Origin of the sequence: Streptomyces sp. NPDC127190, assembly GCF_042672505.1 — a bacterium.
Taxonomy (GTDB): domain Bacteria; phylum Actinomycetota; class Actinomycetes; order Streptomycetales; family Streptomycetaceae; genus Streptomyces.
Genome location: NZ_JBHXVE010000039.1, coordinates 1 through 14,409, shown reverse-complemented (window position 1 = coordinate 14,409; position 14,409 = coordinate 1). Strand labels below are relative to the sequence as shown.

Sequence of the window (14,409 nt, the reverse complement as noted above, 5' to 3'; positions counted from 1 at the left end):
CTCTAGCCGTGCTCTGCCAGGGCGCGCTCCACGATGGCCACCAGCTGGTCGTGGTGCGCGCCCTTCCAGTAGGCGCGGCCGCACGCGGTGCACTGGGCGAAGACGTCGTACGAGCGGTGCGTGCCGCCCTTGAGCTGGTCGGCGACCTCGTCCTTGGTGGCGTCGCGCAGCAGCCCGTTGCAGGCGGTGCAGCGGGTCCAGGGGCGCAGCTCGGGGGCGAAGCGGTCCAGGACGTCGTGGAGTTGGTCGTCGGGCCGGGTGCTGTAGACGAACGCCCCGGCCCACAGCTCGCGGCGGCGCAGCAGCCCCCGGTCCCGGCTGAGCATGACCCGCTTCTCGGCGGCCGAGCGGGCGGCGAGTGCCGGGTCGCCGATGTCGGTCGACTCGTACGCCGCGTCGACGCCGAGCAGCCGCAGCCGGCGGGCGAGGGTGCCGAGATGCACGTCGAGGAGGAAGCGGAGCGGGGCGCCGGGGACCCGCTGGGGGCGTTCCACGGCGCGGACGCTGACCGTCTCGCCCGCCTTCGGGATGTGCGACACCGGCACCTCGTGGCCGTCCACGACCAGCGCGCCGACCTCGGTCAGCGGCACGCCGAGGGACTCGACGACATGGCCGAGCGTCGAGACGCCGTCGGTGCCGAGCGGAGTGGCTCCGGCCCGCCGGGCGTGCGGCACGAACAGATGGAGCGCGGGGGCGACTTCGACGCGGATCTCGGCTCGGTTCACGTCGTCAGCATCGCACGCGGTACGGCCCGTGCCTCAGCGGTTTTCGACGGGCAGCCCGTGCTCCAGGACGTCCAGGGCGCGTTCCATCAGCGCCCCCAGGTCGTCCTGCTGGCCGGTCTCGCCCCAGTAGCGGTTGACCTCCATGAGCCCGCCGATCAGCGACATGGCGTGGACCCGCACCTCCAGCGCCTCCGGGTCGAGCCCCGTGCGGTCCGCGATGACCCGGCGGAGCAGGGCGCCGGTGCTCGCCATGCTCTCCAGCATCCGGCCGCGGACGGCCGGGACCTCGACCCCGAGCCGCACCCGCAGCCGGGCCACCTCGGGGTCCTCGGCCAGCGCACGGTCGACCGCCCGGTGGATGACGTACCGCAGGGACTGGATGAGCGGCTCGCCGGCCGGGCGGGCGCGCAGTTCGTCCGCCATCAGCAGGTCGTACTCGTCGGTGAGGACGATGTCCTCCTTGGTCGGGAAGTACCGGAAGACGGTCGACGGCGACACCTCGGCCCGCTCGGCGATCTGGTCGATCGTGGTGGCGTCGTACCCCTGCTCGGCGACGAGTGCGTACGTCGCCGCGCGGATCGCCTCGCGGGTCTTGATCTTCTTGCGTTCCCGCAGGCCGAGGCGGGGGCGGTCGGCGGGGGAGGTGCTGGGGGTGCGTGCGGCCGTCATGCCGGTCATTGTCGGGCATCGCCGTGGGCGGCGGCGCGCGGCGGCGACCGGTGTCGGCCGCACGAGAAAAGGCCACGACTCGGGGTGAGCCGTGGCCGCAGGGCAGGGGTCAGGCGTGCTGGTAGGCCACCAGGGAGATGCCGACGTAGTGCACGACGAACGCGGCGAGGGTGAAGGAGTGGAAGACCTCGTGGAAGCCGAACCAGCGCGGGGAGGGGTTCGGCCGCTTGATGCCGTAGATCACGCCGCCGGCGCTGTAGAGCAGTCCGCCGACGATCACCAGCACCAGGACGGCGATGCCGCCGGCGCGCATGAAGTCCGGCAGGAAGAAGACGGCGGCCCAGCCCATCGCCAGATAGCAGGGGGTGTAGAGCCAGCGCGGGGCGCCCACCCAGAAGACCCGGAAGACGATCCCGGCCGCCGCGGCGGCCCAGATGCCCCACAGCAGCCACTGGCCCTGCGCGCCGGGCAGGAGCAGCAGGGTCAGCGGGGTGTAGGTGCCCGCGATGATCAGGAAGATGTTGGCGTGGTCCAGCCGGCGGAGCACGCCGTCCATCCGGGGGCTCCAGTTGCCCCGGTGGTACAACGCGCTGACCCCGAAGAGCAGGCAGGCTGTCAGGGCGTAGATGCCGCACGCGATGCGGCCTCTGGGGGAGTGGGCGAGAGCGGTGAGCACCAGGCCCGCGATGAGTACGGCCGGGAACATGCCGAGGTGCAGCCAGCCGCGCAGCCTGGGCTTGACCGGATGCGGCAAGGAGAGCGCGCCGAGACCGCGGCCGCTGGCCGGCGTCTCGGTGGGCGCGTCGGGGACGGACGCAGTCATGCGGGGCATGGTACCCACGCCGCCGTAAATCAGGCGTGAGCGAGGGCCTTGGTCGTTCGAACGCAAAAAGACCTTCAGGTGAAGCAAAGCCGTACGCAAAGGGAATGCAAACACCCCTGGAAGGCGTGGTCTTCCTCACCTCGCTCACCTGTGAGGCCCCCTGGACATATGCGCATGTACGTCGGATGATCAAATGAGTGCGGTCGGCACCGGATGAGCATCGCGAAGCATCCGGGTCGCAGCCCCCACGGGGCAACAAAGGACAAAATCCCTCACTTAGGAGCAACCGTGGCGCGCGACAACTCGGCTTCAGGCGTTCCCACCAACCATCAGGAACTGATCTCGTGGGTCGACGAGATCGCCGAACTGACGCAGCCGGACAGGGTGGTCTGGTGTGACGGCTCCGAGGCCGAGTACGACCGGCTCTGTGCGGAGCTGGTGGCCAAGGGGACCTTCCGGAAACTCGATCCGATCAAGCGCCCCAACTCCTACTACGCCGCCTCCGACCCGACCGACGTCGCGCGCGTCGAGGACCGCACCTTCATCTGCTCCGAGAAGGAGGAGGACGCGGGCCCGACCAACCACTGGAAGGCCCCCGCCGAGATGCGGGAGATCTTCGCAGGCGAGAAAGGCCTGTTCCGCGGCTCGATGCGCGGCCGCACCATGTACGTCGTCCCGTTCTGCATGGGCCCGCTCGGCTCGCCGCTGTCCGCGCTGGGCGTGGAGATCACGGACTCGGCGTACGTCGCCGTCTCCATGCGCACCATGACCCGCATGGGCCAGGACGTCCTGGACGAACTGGGTGACGAGGGCTTCTTCGTGAAGGCCGTGCACACCCTCGGCGCGCCGCTGGAGGAGGGCCAGGACGACGTTCCGTGGCCGTGCAACTCCACCAAGTACATCTCGCACTTCCCCGAGTCGCGCGAGATCTGGTCCTACGGCTCCGGTTACGGCGGCAACGCCCTGCTCGGCAAGAAGTGCTACGCGCTGCGCATCGCCTCCGTCATGGCCCGCGACGAGGGCTGGCTGGCCGAGCACATGCTGATCCTCAAGCTCACCCCGCCGCAGGGCGAGGCCAAGTACGTCGCCGCCGCCTTCCCCTCCGCCTGCGGCAAGACCAACCTCGCCATGCTGGAGCCCACGGTCTCCGGCTGGACCGTGGAGACCATCGGCGACGACATCGCCTGGATGCGCTTCGGCGAGGACGGCCGGCTGTACGCGATCAACCCCGAGGCAGGCTTCTTCGGCGTCGCGCCCGGCACCGGTGAGCACACCAACGCCAACGCGATGAAGACCCTCTGGGGCAACGCGGTCTTCACCAACGTCGCCCTGACCGACGACGGCGACGTGTGGTGGGAGGGCATGACCGAGGAGGCCCCGGCCCACCTGACCGACTGGAAGGGCAACGACTGGACGCCGGCCTCCGAGACCCCGGCCGCCCACCCCAACGCCCGCTTCACGGTGCCCGCCTCGCAGTGCCCGATCATCGCGCCCGAGTGGGAGGACCCCAAGGGCGTGCCGATCTCCGCGATCCTCTTCGGCGGCCGGCGCGCCAGCGCGGTGCCGCTGGTGACCGAGTCCTTCGACTGGAACCACGGTGTCTTCCTGGGCGCCAACGTCGCCTCCGAGAAGACCGCCGCCGCCGAGGGCAAGGTCGGCGAGCTGCGCCGCGACCCGTTCGCGATGCTGCCGTTCTGCGGTTACAACATGGGCGACTACATGGCCCACTGGATCAAGGTCGGCGCGTCCGCGGACGCGGCCAAGCTGCCGAAGATCTACTACGTCAACTGGTTCCGCAAGAACGACGAGGGGAAGTTCGTCTGGCCGGGCTTCGGCGAGAACTCCCGCGTCCTGAAGTGGATCGTGGAGCGGCTCGACGGCAGGGCCGAGGGCGTCGAGACCCCGATCGGCATCCTGCCGACCAAGGAGGCGCTGGACACGGACGGCCTCGAACTGTCCGAGTCCGACCTGGACTTCCTGCTCAAGGTCGACACGGATGTCTGGCGCGAGGAGGCCGCGCTGATCCCCGAGCACCTCAACACCTTCGGTGACCACACGCCGAAGGAGCTGTGGGAGCAGTACCAGGCGCTGGTCGAGCGCCTGGGCTGAGCCCGTACGGACTCCGCGGCCGGTTGGGATGCGCCCTGACCAGTGATCGTCACGGCCGGCCGCGGTGCGGATGGCGAGGCCGCGCACAACGGCGTGCGTGGCCAGGGCCCGCTGCGATGTGCTTCCGTCTGCCCCGACGGACGCGAATCGCGGCGGGCCTTCGCCCTTTTCGGGTGTGGGGCGCCCGGTCCGCGCGTCTCGGTGGGTGCACGCGGACCGGGGCCGTCGAGGGGACCCCGGGTGGGGTCAGTGGGCCGCGCTGAGTTCCTTCGGGTCGGCCAGGGCGGCGGTGTGCGCGTCCATCCGCTCGGCGGCGAGGATCGCCGCGGCCGTGTCCGCGCGGGACGCGGCGACCACCAGGGCGCGCCCGGCGAGCGCGTGGGCGCGCCGGTGCAGGGCCGCCGGGTCACCGGCCGGGTCGGGGTCCGGTGTCGCGCGCAGCGGCGTACGGCCGCCGCGCAGCCGGCCCACCTGGGCGGCGAGGCGCTCCGCGGCGGTGTCCAGGTCGGGGGAGGGCGTCAGGGCGCACAGCTCGTCGGTGACCGCGAGGAGCGCGGCGAGGTGGCCGGCGAGCTGGATGTCCAGCTCCTCCTCGCGCGACCGGTGGGGAAAGTCGGAGGTGGGGCCGGCCATCGTGCTGTGGACCGACTTGGTCCGGATCGGTTCGTACATGGGATGGCCTCCTGTGCGCTGACAGGAAACCATCCTAGCTTGGATTTCGTCTAAAGTTGAGTCGAGTCACGGAATGAAGTCCGGGGGGCTCGCTCCGCTACGGCTGGCCGTAGCCCTCGAGGAAGTTGCCGATCCGGCCGATCGCGTCCCGCAGATCGCCGACCGACGGCAGGGTCACCACCCGGAAGTGGTCCGGCTCCGGCCAGTTGAAGCCCGTGCCCTGGACGACCATGATCTTCTCCTGCCGCAGCAGGTCCAGGACCATCTGCCGGTCGTCCTTGATCTTGAAGACCTTCGGGTCCAGGCGCGGGAAGAGGTACAGTGCGCCCTTCGGCCGGACACAGCTCACGCCCGGGATCTGCGTCAGCAGCTCGTATGCCGTGTCCAGCTGCTCCTTCAGCCGGCCGCCCGGCAGCACCAGGTCGTTGATGGTCTGCCGGCCGCTGAGCGCCGCGACCACGCCGTGCTGGCCCGGCATGTTGGCGCACAGCCGCATGTTCGCGAGGATCGTCAGGCCCTCGATGTAGGAGTCGGCGTGCGCGCGCGGCCCGGAGATCGCCATCCAGCCGACGCGGTACCCGGCCACCCGGTACGCCTTCGACATGCCGTTGAAGGTGAGGGTGAGGAGGTCCGGGGCGACCTTCGCGGTCGGAGTGTGGGTGGCGCCGTCGTAGAGGATCTTGTCGTAGATCTCGTCGGAGCAGACCAGCAGGTTGTGCCGCCGGGCGATGTCCGTCAGCCCCTTGAGCACGGCCTCGTCGTAGACCGCGCCGGTGGGGTTGTTCGGGTTGATGACGACGATGGCCTTGGTCCGGTCGGTGACCTTGCGCTCGATGTCGGCGAGGTCGGGCATCCAGTCGGACTGCTCGTCACAGCGGTAGTGCACCGCCGTACCGCCGGAGAGGGAGACGGCCGCCGTCCACAGGGGGTAGTCCGGGGACGGTACGAGTACCTCGTCGCCGTCGTCCAGCAGGCCCTGCATCGCCATCACGATCAGCTCGGAGACGCCGTTGCCGATGAAGACGTGCTCGACGTCCGTCTCGATGCCGAGCGTCTGGTTGTGCATGACGACCGCGCGGCGGGCGGCGAGCAGGCCCTTGGCGTCGCCGTAGCCGTGCGCCGTGGAGACGTTGCGGAGGATGTCCTCCAGGATCTCGGGCGGACACTCGAAGCCGAACGCCGCCGGGTTGCCGGTGTTCAGCTTGAGGATCCGATGCCCTGCCGCCTCAAGCCGCATCGCCTCCTCGAGCACCGGGCCCCGGATCTCGTAACAGACGTTGGCGAGCTTGGTCGACTGGATCACCTGCATGCACGTGAGCTTACGGCTCGGTAACGCCTCATGGGTCGTGTTTTCCGACACGTGAGACAGATCGGTTTGCCCCGATATCCGAGCTGGGTGTCTCGGCGGTCACTCGCCTCCCTAGAATGCGGTGCGCCGCGTCGGGGCGCGGGGGTCCTGGGCGGGGCGGGGAGGCACAGAGGGATGGGGATGGACGGCGGACAGATACCGGACGGCGGGGACAGACCGGGCGGCATGCCCCCGGGTCACACCCATCCCCTGCCGGGCGTGTCGCATGCCGATCTCACGCAGCCGCTTCCGCCGGTCGTGTCGCAAGCGGATCTCACGCAGCCGCTTCCGCCGGGCGTGTCGCACGCCGACCTCACCCAGCCGCTTCCCTCGGCCGTGTCGCACGCCGACCTCACCCAGCCGTTCCCCACAGCCGCCGCAGCGCCCTATCCCGCCCCCGCGCCGCACGCGGACCCCGCCGTGCCGAACGTGTACCTGCCCCAGTCGGACGCCGCGCCGGCGTACGACGAGTACGCCGACCCCGCCGCCGCCCACGGCTGGCATGACGCCTACGGCGAGACCTTGCAGACGGCCCCGCAGGTGGTGCCCGTCGAGCCGGGTGCGGGGCGGGCCGGGCGGCGGCGGGAGGAGCGGCGGCGGGCGAGCGGGCGCCGCCGGATCGGGGTCGTCGCCGGGGTCGCCGGCGTGGTCGGCGCCGTCGCGGTGATTGCCGCCGTGGCGGGCTCCGGCTCGGGCTCGCCGGACGGCGGTTCCCGGCCCGCCGGCAGCGGCAGCGACCGCGGCGGTACGGCCGTGGAGGCGCCGACGGCCGGCACGGGGGCTCCGTCCGCCACCGGTTCGGCCGGCTCCCGGAGTACCTCCGTGACCGTCTCGCCGCCCCGCTCCACCGGCCCGTCCTCGGCGCCCGCGTCCAGTGCGGCGGCCACGGACGCGCCGAGCGAGAGTGCCGCGCCCTCTGCCTCCGCCGTGACCGGTGCGACGACCGGTGCGCCCGCGCCGACGGTGACGAGTGCGGCCCCGACCGTGAGCACCACCGCGCCGACGTTCCCCACGCGCGGCCACGGTCGCGGCGCGACCAAGCGGCCCCACTGATCGCGCCCGGCTGGTCCAACTCCCGCCTGCTCTCGCCCGGTTGGCCGACAGAGGGAAACCCCTACCATCCGGCCCGGGTCCTTGTTCCCGCCCCTCCGCCGCGTTGAAGATGTGCATGACAATCACACACGAGGGGACCCCCACATGAACAAGCCTCTCCTTGCCGCTCTCTCCTCCCTGGCCCTGGTGGGCCTGGGCGCGGCTCCCGCTCTCGCCGTACCGCACGCCCCGCGCACCGCCGCCGTCACCGTCGACTTCGCCGGGACCGTCTCGCTCAGTGACTGCTCCGGCTCCCTCGTCCGCTTCGCGAACTCCGCGGACACCGACCCGGCGCTCGTCCTGACCAACGGCCACTGCCTGGAGACGGGCTTCACGGCGCCCGGCGAGGTCGTCACCGGCCAGTCCTCCAGCCGTTCCTTCGGCCTGCTGAACTCCTCCGGCAGCAAGGTCGCCACCCTGCGCGCCAACCAGGTCGTCTACTCGACCATGACCGACACGGACGTCACGATCTACCGGCTGACCACCACCTACGCCCAGATCAAGAGCGCGTACGGGATCAGCGCGCTGACCGTCCAGGACACCCACCCCACGGCCGGCACCACCATCAAGATCCCCTCCGGCTACTGGAAGCGGACCTACAGCTGCTCCATCGACGGGTTCGTCTACCGCCTCCAGGAGAGCGACTGGACCTGGAAGGACTCGGTCCGCTACACCTCCGCCTGCAACACCATCCCCGGCACCTCCGGCTCCCCGGTCGTCGACACCGCCACCGGCAAGGTGGTCGCCGTGAACAACACGGGCAACGAGGACGGTGAGCGCTGCACCGAGAACAACCCGTGCGAGGTCGACCAGAACGGCAACGTCACGGTCCACCAGGGCACCAACTACGCCGAGGAGACCTACCAGATCCCGGCCTGCTTCACGACCGGCAACAAGCTGAACCTCGGCGCGTCCGGCTGCACCCTGCCCAAGCCGTAACGAGGGGCGAGGGGTCAGCAGGGCGTACGGCGGACGGAGCGGCCCGCGAGGACGTCCGTCCGCCTGCCGTCCTCGATCACGAACCGGCCGTCGACCAGGACGTACGGGATCCCCGTCGGCAGCCGGCGCGGCTTGGCGAAGGTGGCGCCCGGCGCCACCGTGGCCGGGTCGAACAGCACCAGGTCGGCCCGGTACCCCTCGCGCACCAGCCCGCGGTCCGGCAGCCGCAGCCGGGCCGCCGGCCGGGAGGTCAGCCGGGCGACGCACTCCTCCAGGGACAGCAGCCCCAACTCCCGCACATAGTGGCCGAGATAGCGCGGGAAGGTGCCGTAGGCGCGCGGATGCGGCTTCGCGCCCCGGAGGATGCCGTCGGAGCCGCCGGTGTGCACGCGGTGCCGCATGATCGCGCGGACGTTCTCCTCGTGGCCGACGTGCTGGAGGACCGTCGTACCGAGCCGGTCCTCGGCCAGCAGCCGGCGGACCGTCGTCCATGGCGTCTCGCCGCGCCGGTCCGCCGCCTCCCGCACGGTGCACCCGACGAGGTCCCCGAGGGCGGGGTCGGCGACGCCGCAGATCTCGACCGTCCCCCAGTCCACGGGCACGCCGTGGCAGCCGTCCGAGCCGGTCACCTCCAGCGCGTACCGGATGCGCTCGGCCGTCGCCGGGGCGGCGAGCCGGGCCGCCAGCGCCTCCGGGCCGCCCTCGCCCGCCCAGCTCGGCAGCAGGGCCGCCAGGGTGGTGCTGCCGGAGGTGTAGGGGTAGGTGTCCAGCGTGATGTCCGCGCCCGCGGCCAGGGCCCGGTCGAGCAGGTCCAGCAGCTCCGGTGCCCGGCCCCTGTTCACGTCGAAGTTCAGGGTGGCGTGGGTGAGATGGAGCGGGCAGCCCGCCTCCCGTGCCACCTCGATCATCTCGGCGTAGGCGGCCAGGGCGCCGGCGCCGTAGGAGCGGTGGTGCGGGCAGTAGTAGCCGCCGTACGACGCCACCACCCGGCACAGCTCGGTGAGTTCGGCGTCCGGCGCATACATGCCCGGGGTGTAGGTCAGCCCCGAGGACAGGCCGACCGCGCCCTGCTCCAGCCCCTCGGCCACCAGCCGCCGCATCCGGTCCAGCTCGCCGGGGGTCGCCGGGCGGTCCTCCCAGCCGACGGCGAGGGCGCGGACGGTGCCCTGCGGGACCAGGTACGCGGCGTTCACCGCGATGCCCCGGTCCAGCCGGTCCAGGTACTCGCCGACCGTCCGCCAGTCGAAGCCGCCGTCGAGGTCGTCGCCGTAGCCGTTCCAGCCGGTGATCGCCCGGCGCACCTCCTCCAGGGTGCGGTCGTCCACCGGCGCGTACGACAGCCCGTCCTGGCCGATGACCTCCAGGGTGACCCCCTGCGCGGCCTTGGCGCTGTGGTCGGGGTCGCGCAGCAGGGCGAGGTCGGAGTGGGCGTGCATGTCGATGAAGCCGGGGGAGAGGACCAGGCCCTCCGCGTCCAGCTCCCGCATCGCCCGCGGTCGCTGGCACCCCGCCGCCGCGGCCTCCTTGACGATGGAGACGATCCGGCCGCGGTCGACCACGACATCGGCGCGGTAGGAGTCGGCGCCGCTGCCGTCCACGACGTCGGCGTCCCGGATGACGAGCTGTTCCACCGCCGGTGCCTCCTCCGCGAGAGTGGTCTGGAAGGGCGGTCTAGAAGAAGGTCCGGATGTAGTCGACCACCGTTCCGTCCGCCTCGGCCACCGGGATCAGCTGCCACTTGTCGAAGACGGTGCACGGGTGGGACAGCCCGAACCCGACCCAGTCGCCGACCTCGACGTCCGCCTCGGGGCCGGTGCGCAGCCAGAGGTGCTGGTCGGACAGGGCGGTCACCTCGATCCCCGCCGCCGGGTGCTCGGCGCCCGCCCGGCGGACCACGTGCGCGACCGGCAGGCCGAGGTCGTAGGCGGCGTCCCGCTTGCCCGCGTTGACGAAGGCCTCCGTGGGGGACGGCCGGGACACCACCTGGGCCCACAGCCGGAACGCGGGCTCCAGCGCGCCCTCCTCGGGCACCCGGTTGAACGGGGTCAGCCGGCGGTAGTGCACATCGTCGTGCGAGACGTACGCCCCGGAGCGCAGCAGCTTCAGCACGGGCGCGGACAGCCCGGGGACGCCCGCGAACACCTCGGCGACCGCGTCGAACCACTCGCTGCCCCCGGCGCTGAGCACGATCTCGTCCGCCGCCTCGAACAGCCCGGCCCGGTCGAACTCCACGGCCAGCGCGACCAGCCGCGTGAGCCAGTCCCGCACCCGCTCCGGGTCCGCGTCCGGCACCTGGGCCTCGTACCCCGCCACGCCCACCAGCCGCAGCGTCCCGGTGCGCGACACCGCCTCGGCGACGTCCCGGGCCGCCGCGTCCGTCCGCGCCCCGGTCCGCGCGCCCGGGCCGGCGCCCAGCTCCACCACCACGTCCACCGGCCGGGCGGTGCCGCGCAGGGCCGCGTCCATCAGCTCGACCCCGCGCACGGAGTCGACGTAGGCGATGAACCGGAACTCCGGGTCGGCGGCGAGTTCGGCGGCGATCCAGCGCAGGGCGGCGGCGTCCACCAGCTCATGGGCGAGGAAGATCCGCCGGATCCCGAACGCCCGGGCCACCCGCACCTGGTGGGGCAGGGCGAGGGTGATGCCCCAGGCGCCGTGCTCGATCTGGCGGTGGAAGAGCTGTGGGGCCATGGAGGTCTTGCCGTGCGGGGCGAAGGCGAGGCCGTGCCGGGCGGTGTACGACTCCATGAGCGCGAGGTTGTGCGCCAGGCGCTCGGCGGACAGCGCGAGGACCGGGGTGGTGAAGCCGTCGTCCGCGCGGAAGAGGTTCCGGCGCTGGGCGGCCAGCTCGGCGACGGTCAGGCCGTCGGCGTCCGGCGGGAGGCCCTTGAAGCGGTGGTCGATCCGTTCCTCGCCCAGCCGGGCGAGCGCTTCGCCGCTCATCGAGCCGCCCCTCTCCTCGTTGCACTCTCTGCAACGGTCGTTGCGCACACTGCTACCGGTGTCTAGCATCTCGCCGACCCAGGGTCAACGGAAACGGCCCCCGGACCCGCGAGTCCAACAGGAGCCATCATGAACGACGCTGCTGACGCCCCGGCCGTTGCAGCCCCACCGCGGGTGGTGGACGTGGTGACGCTCGGCGAGTCCATGGTGACCTTCCTGCCCGCCCGGCCCGGCCGCCTCGCGGACGTGCCCGCCTTCCACCGCGCCATCGGCGGCGCCGAGTCCAACGTGGCCTGCGCGCTGGCCGCCTTCGGGCACTCGGTGCGCTGGGTCGGCCGGGTCGGCGCGGACGGCTTCGGCGACCATCTGGTCGGGGCGATCGCGGCCCACGGCGTCGACGTGACGTATGTGCGCCGCGATCCGGTGCGGCCGACGGGCGTGTACTTCCGTACGGCGCAGGACCGGGCGACGGCCGGGCACGAGGTGGCGTACTACCGGGCGGGCTCCGCGGCCTCCGCGATGTCGGTGGCCGACCTGGACCTGGACGCGGTCCTCGCGGCCCGGGTGCTGCATCTGTCCGGGATCACCGCGGCCCTCTCGGAGGACTGCCGGCGCCTGCTGTACGAGCTGACCGCGCCCCGCCCCGGCCGCCCGCTGATCTCCTTCGACGTCAACCACCGGCCCGCGCTGTGGCGGCACGCGGACGGCCCGCGCGTGCTGCGGGAACTGGCGCGCCGGGCCGACATCGTGTTCGTCGGCGCCGACGAGGCGGGGCAGCTCTGGGGACTGCACGGCGCACGCGCCGTGCGGGCGGCGCTGCCGGAACCGGGAGAGGTGGTGGTCAAGCAGGGCAGCGCCGGGGCGACGGCGTTCGCCAGGCGGCCGGACACCCAGGACGTGGCCACCTCTGTGCCCGCCCCCCGCGTCGATGTCGTCGCCGCGACCGGCGCGGGCGACGCCTTCGCCGCCGGTTTCCTCTCCGCGACCCTGCGCGGGCTGCCGGCCGAGACCCGGCTGCGGCACGGCCACCTCTTCGCCGCCGCGGCCCTCACCGCCCCCGGCGACCTCGCCGAACCGCCCTCCCGCGGGCACGCCGACCGGCTCGCCGCCCGTTCCCCGGCCGCATGGGGCAGACTGCGACTCGGCCCCGGCTGGACCCGGGCCGGGGCGGCCGAGGAGGAGACGAGCACCCCATGAGCCAGTCCGTCGACCGCGCCCTGAGCGTCCTGCCGCTGCTCGCCGAGGGCCCCGCCGACCTGGGCCGGGTCGCCGACGCGCTCGGGGTGCACAAGTCCACGGCCCTGCGCCTGCTGCGCACCCTGCACGAACACGGGCTGGTCTACCGCCAGTCCGACCAGCGCTACCGCCTCGGCGCCCGGCTCTTCGCCCTCGCCCAGGAGGCGATGGAGAACCTGGACGTCCGCGAGATCGCCCACCCCCACCTGGTCCGGCTGAACGAGGAGTGCGGTCACACCGTCCATCTCGCCGTGTACCAGGAGGGCGAGGTCCTCTACATCGACAAGGTGGACAGCCGCTACCCGGTCCGGATGTACTCCCGGATCGGCAGACCGGTCGCCATCACGGTGGCCGCTGTCGCCAAGCTCCTCCTCGCCGACCTTCCCGAGGCCGAGCGCCGCGCGGTCGCGGAGAAGCTCGACTACCCGCGCTACACGGCCCGTTCGACGCCGGACGCCGCCGCGTTCCTCGGGGAGCTGGAGCGGGTGCGCGCGCAGGGCTGGGCCACAGACTTCGGCGGGCACGAGGAGTCCATCAACTGCGTCGCGGCGCCGGTGCGCGGCGCGGACGGCCGGGTGGTCGCCGCGATGTCCCTCTCCGCGCCGAACGTGGTCGTCACCGCCGAGGAACTCCTCGCCCTGCTCCCGCTGGTACGCCGTACGGCCGACGCCGTCAGCGGCGAGTACTCCGGCAGAACCCCAGCAAAGGACCCCGTATGACGGACAAGACCGCCCTCACTCCCAAGACCCACACCACCCCGCCCGCGCGGTTCTCCCACGGTGTGAGGAAGGGCAACATCCTCCAGGTCGCCGGGCAGGTCGGTTTCCTGCCGGCCGAGGAGGGCAAGCCGCCGACGCCCGCCGGCCCGACGCTGCGCGAGCAGACCCTCCAGGCCCTCGCCAACGTCAAGGCCGTCCTGGAGGAGGGCGGCGCGACCTGGGACGACGTGATGATGATCCGGGTCTACCTCACCGACGTCGACCACTTCGCCGAGATGAACGACCTCTACAACGCCTACTTCGCGGAGCAGTCCCTCACCCAGCCGCCCGCCGCCCGCACGACGGTGTACGTCGGCCTGCCGCCCGGCCTCCTCATCGAGATCGACGCGCTCGCGGTCCTCGGCTGATGCCTGCGGGACGGGCGGGCTGACTGGTTCCGGCACAGGGAAGTCGTCCATACTGCCGCCGTGGAGCAGCGCATAGGAGCGAGCAGCAAGCCGTCCGAGGCCGAGCCGTTGACGACCGAGCCGGTGACCGGCGCCGGTTTCGACCCGGCCTACATCCCGGGCATCACGGTCCCGGCCCCGGCCAAGCCCGCCGAGCGGGCGGACGCCGAACAGGCCGACGCCGGACCGGAGGACGCCCGGCCGGAGCCGGAGGCGGAGGCGGAACGGGAGGAGGACACCGAAGGCGCCGGAGCCGCCGAATCCGCCGAATCCGTCGAAGACACGGACGAGGCCGACGACGAGGCCGGAGCCGACGGCCCGGTCTTCGAGGCGTCCGACCGCCGCGCGCGGATCGTGGCCGACCGCAAGGGCGTCCGCCTCAGCCTGGACGAGGAGGCCTGCGAGTTCCGCTGGGACGAGATCGCGGCCGTCGAGACGGAGTCCGCCCGCTTCGGCAAGCGCTTCACGATCACCGTGCACACCCCCGACCGCCGCTGGTATCCCATCGAGATCGAGGCCCCGGCCCGGTCCCGCTTCGCGGAGTGGGACCAGCAGCTGGACGCGGTCCTGGACGCGTACTTCGAGGACGGGGACTAGTAGTGCTTCGTTACGTCGGGTGTTCTCGCCTGGTGGTGGGCAGCTTTCCTGCATGAGGTTGAGGGAAGTGGAACGGCTCCGGGGTGAGTTA

14 protein-coding genes are annotated in these 14,409 nt (G+C 72.3%); 7 read left to right on the top strand and 7 right to left on the bottom strand.

All coding sequences use genetic code 11. The annotated features are described in order from the left end of the window. Positions 1–2: 2 nt before the first annotated feature. From ACFVIU_RS36100 to ACFVIU_RS36090, 3 genes are all read right to left on the bottom strand, one after another. Positions 3–725, bottom strand: coding sequence for a Mut7-C RNAse domain-containing protein (locus tag ACFVIU_RS36100; protein ID WP_385847808.1), 723 nt, complete (start codon positions 723–725; stop codon positions 3–5). A 33-nt stretch (positions 726–758) separates the two neighbouring features. Beyond that, positions 759–1,403: a TetR/AcrR family transcriptional regulator gene (locus ACFVIU_RS36095; protein ID WP_385847807.1), complete on the bottom strand. Its 645-nt coding sequence runs from the start codon at positions 1,401–1,403 to the stop codon at positions 759–761. 100 nt (positions 1,404–1,503) lie between these two features. Next, positions 1,504–2,217, bottom strand: a complete 714-nt coding sequence (locus tag ACFVIU_RS36090) for a hemolysin III family protein (RefSeq protein ID WP_385847805.1) — start codon at positions 2,215–2,217, stop codon at positions 1,504–1,506. 288 nt (positions 2,218–2,505) lie between these two features. Between ACFVIU_RS36090 and ACFVIU_RS36085 the strand changes: the two genes are divergently transcribed. Beyond that, positions 2,506–4,326, top strand: coding sequence for a phosphoenolpyruvate carboxykinase (GTP) (locus ACFVIU_RS36085; protein WP_385847804.1), 1,821 nt, complete (start codon positions 2,506–2,508; stop codon positions 4,324–4,326). Positions 4,327–4,572: 246 nt separating this feature from the next. Here ACFVIU_RS36085 and ACFVIU_RS36080 read toward each other — a convergent pair whose 3' ends face one another. Both ACFVIU_RS36080 and ACFVIU_RS36075 read right to left on the bottom strand, forming a co-directional pair. After that, on the bottom strand, positions 4,573–4,998 hold the full coding sequence (locus ACFVIU_RS36080) for a hypothetical protein (RefSeq protein WP_385847803.1): 426 nt from the start codon (positions 4,996–4,998) through the stop codon (positions 4,573–4,575). 97 nt (positions 4,999–5,095) lie between these two features. Further along, a complete protein-coding gene (locus ACFVIU_RS36075) occupies positions 5,096–6,307 on the bottom strand; it encodes a pyridoxal phosphate-dependent aminotransferase (RefSeq protein ID WP_385847801.1) in 1,212 nt (403 codons plus the stop codon). A gap of 336 nt (positions 6,308–6,643) precedes the next feature. Between ACFVIU_RS36075 and ACFVIU_RS36070 the strand changes: the two genes are divergently transcribed. After that, the gene (locus ACFVIU_RS36070; RefSeq protein ID WP_385847799.1) at positions 6,644–7,399 is read left to right on the top strand and encodes a hypothetical protein; all 756 of its coding nucleotides are present in this window, start codon (positions 6,644–6,646) and stop codon (positions 7,397–7,399) included. Between the two features lie 144 nt (positions 7,400–7,543). After that, a complete protein-coding gene (locus ACFVIU_RS36065; protein WP_385847797.1) occupies positions 7,544–8,377 on the top strand; it encodes a serine protease in 834 nt (277 codons plus the stop codon). 14 nt (positions 8,378–8,391) lie between these two features. On the opposite strand, the gene ACFVIU_RS36060 is transcribed toward ACFVIU_RS36065, so the two are convergent. Then, positions 8,392–10,008 carry an amidohydrolase family protein gene (locus tag ACFVIU_RS36060; protein ID WP_385847796.1) on the bottom strand — a complete coding sequence of 539 codons (1,617 nt, stop codon included), beginning with the start codon at positions 10,006–10,008 and terminating at the stop codon, positions 8,392–8,394. A 40-nt stretch (positions 10,009–10,048) separates the two neighbouring features. Beyond that, positions 10,049–11,320: an amino acid deaminase gene (locus tag ACFVIU_RS36055; RefSeq protein ID WP_385847794.1), complete on the bottom strand. Its 1,272-nt coding sequence runs from the start codon at positions 11,318–11,320 to the stop codon at positions 10,049–10,051. A gap of 129 nt (positions 11,321–11,449) precedes the next feature. On the opposite strand from ACFVIU_RS36055, the gene ACFVIU_RS36050 reads away from it, so the two are divergent. Genes ACFVIU_RS36050 through ACFVIU_RS36035 form a run of 4 tightly spaced genes read left to right on the top strand, consistent with a single transcriptional unit; the run spans position 11,450 to position 14,318 of the window. After that, a complete protein-coding gene (locus ACFVIU_RS36050) occupies positions 11,450–12,517 on the top strand; it encodes a sugar kinase (protein ID WP_385847793.1) in 1,068 nt (355 codons plus the stop codon). Further along, positions 12,514–13,275, top strand: coding sequence for an IclR family transcriptional regulator (locus tag ACFVIU_RS36045; RefSeq protein ID WP_385847791.1), 762 nt, complete (start codon positions 12,514–12,516; stop codon positions 13,273–13,275). The genes ACFVIU_RS36050 and ACFVIU_RS36045 overlap by 4 nt, the downstream gene beginning before the upstream one ends. Beyond that, positions 13,272–13,682 (top strand): RidA family protein, encoded by a 411-nt coding sequence (locus ACFVIU_RS36040; RefSeq protein ID WP_385847789.1) that lies wholly within the window; start codon positions 13,272–13,274, stop codon positions 13,680–13,682. The genes ACFVIU_RS36045 and ACFVIU_RS36040 overlap by 4 nt, the downstream gene beginning before the upstream one ends. A 60-nt stretch (positions 13,683–13,742) precedes the next feature. Next, positions 13,743–14,318: a hypothetical protein gene (locus ACFVIU_RS36035; protein ID WP_385847788.1), complete on the top strand. Its 576-nt coding sequence runs from the start codon at positions 13,743–13,745 to the stop codon at positions 14,316–14,318. Positions 14,319–14,409: the final 91 nt, after the last annotated feature.

Bases quoted from the DNA above. Each gene is read 5' to 3' on its own strand.
- ACFVIU_RS36045 (WP_385847791.1), top strand. From the start codon at position 12,514: ATGAGCCAGTCCGTCGACCGCGCCCTGAGCGTCCTGCCGCTGCTCGCC.
- ACFVIU_RS36055 (WP_385847794.1), bottom strand. From the start codon at position 11,320: ATGAGCGGCGAAGCGCTCGCCCGGCTGGGCGAGGAACGGATCGACCAC.
- ACFVIU_RS36050 (WP_385847793.1), top strand. From the start codon at position 11,450: ATGAACGACGCTGCTGACGCCCCGGCCGTTGCAGCCCCACCGCGGGTG.
- ACFVIU_RS36040 (WP_385847789.1), top strand. From the start codon at position 13,272: ATGACGGACAAGACCGCCCTCACTCCCAAGACCCACACCACCCCGCCC.
- ACFVIU_RS36095 (WP_385847807.1), bottom strand. From the start codon at position 1,403: ATGACCGGCATGACGGCCGCACGCACCCCCAGCACCTCCCCCGCCGAC.
- ACFVIU_RS36090 (WP_385847805.1), bottom strand. From the start codon at position 2,217: ATGACTGCGTCCGTCCCCGACGCGCCCACCGAGACGCCGGCCAGCGGC.
- ACFVIU_RS36080 (WP_385847803.1), bottom strand. From the start codon at position 4,998: ATGTACGAACCGATCCGGACCAAGTCGGTCCACAGCACGATGGCCGGC.
- ACFVIU_RS36075 (WP_385847801.1), bottom strand. From the start codon at position 6,307: ATGCAGGTGATCCAGTCGACCAAGCTCGCCAACGTCTGTTACGAGATC.
- ACFVIU_RS36065 (WP_385847797.1), top strand. From the start codon at position 7,544: ATGAACAAGCCTCTCCTTGCCGCTCTCTCCTCCCTGGCCCTGGTGGGC.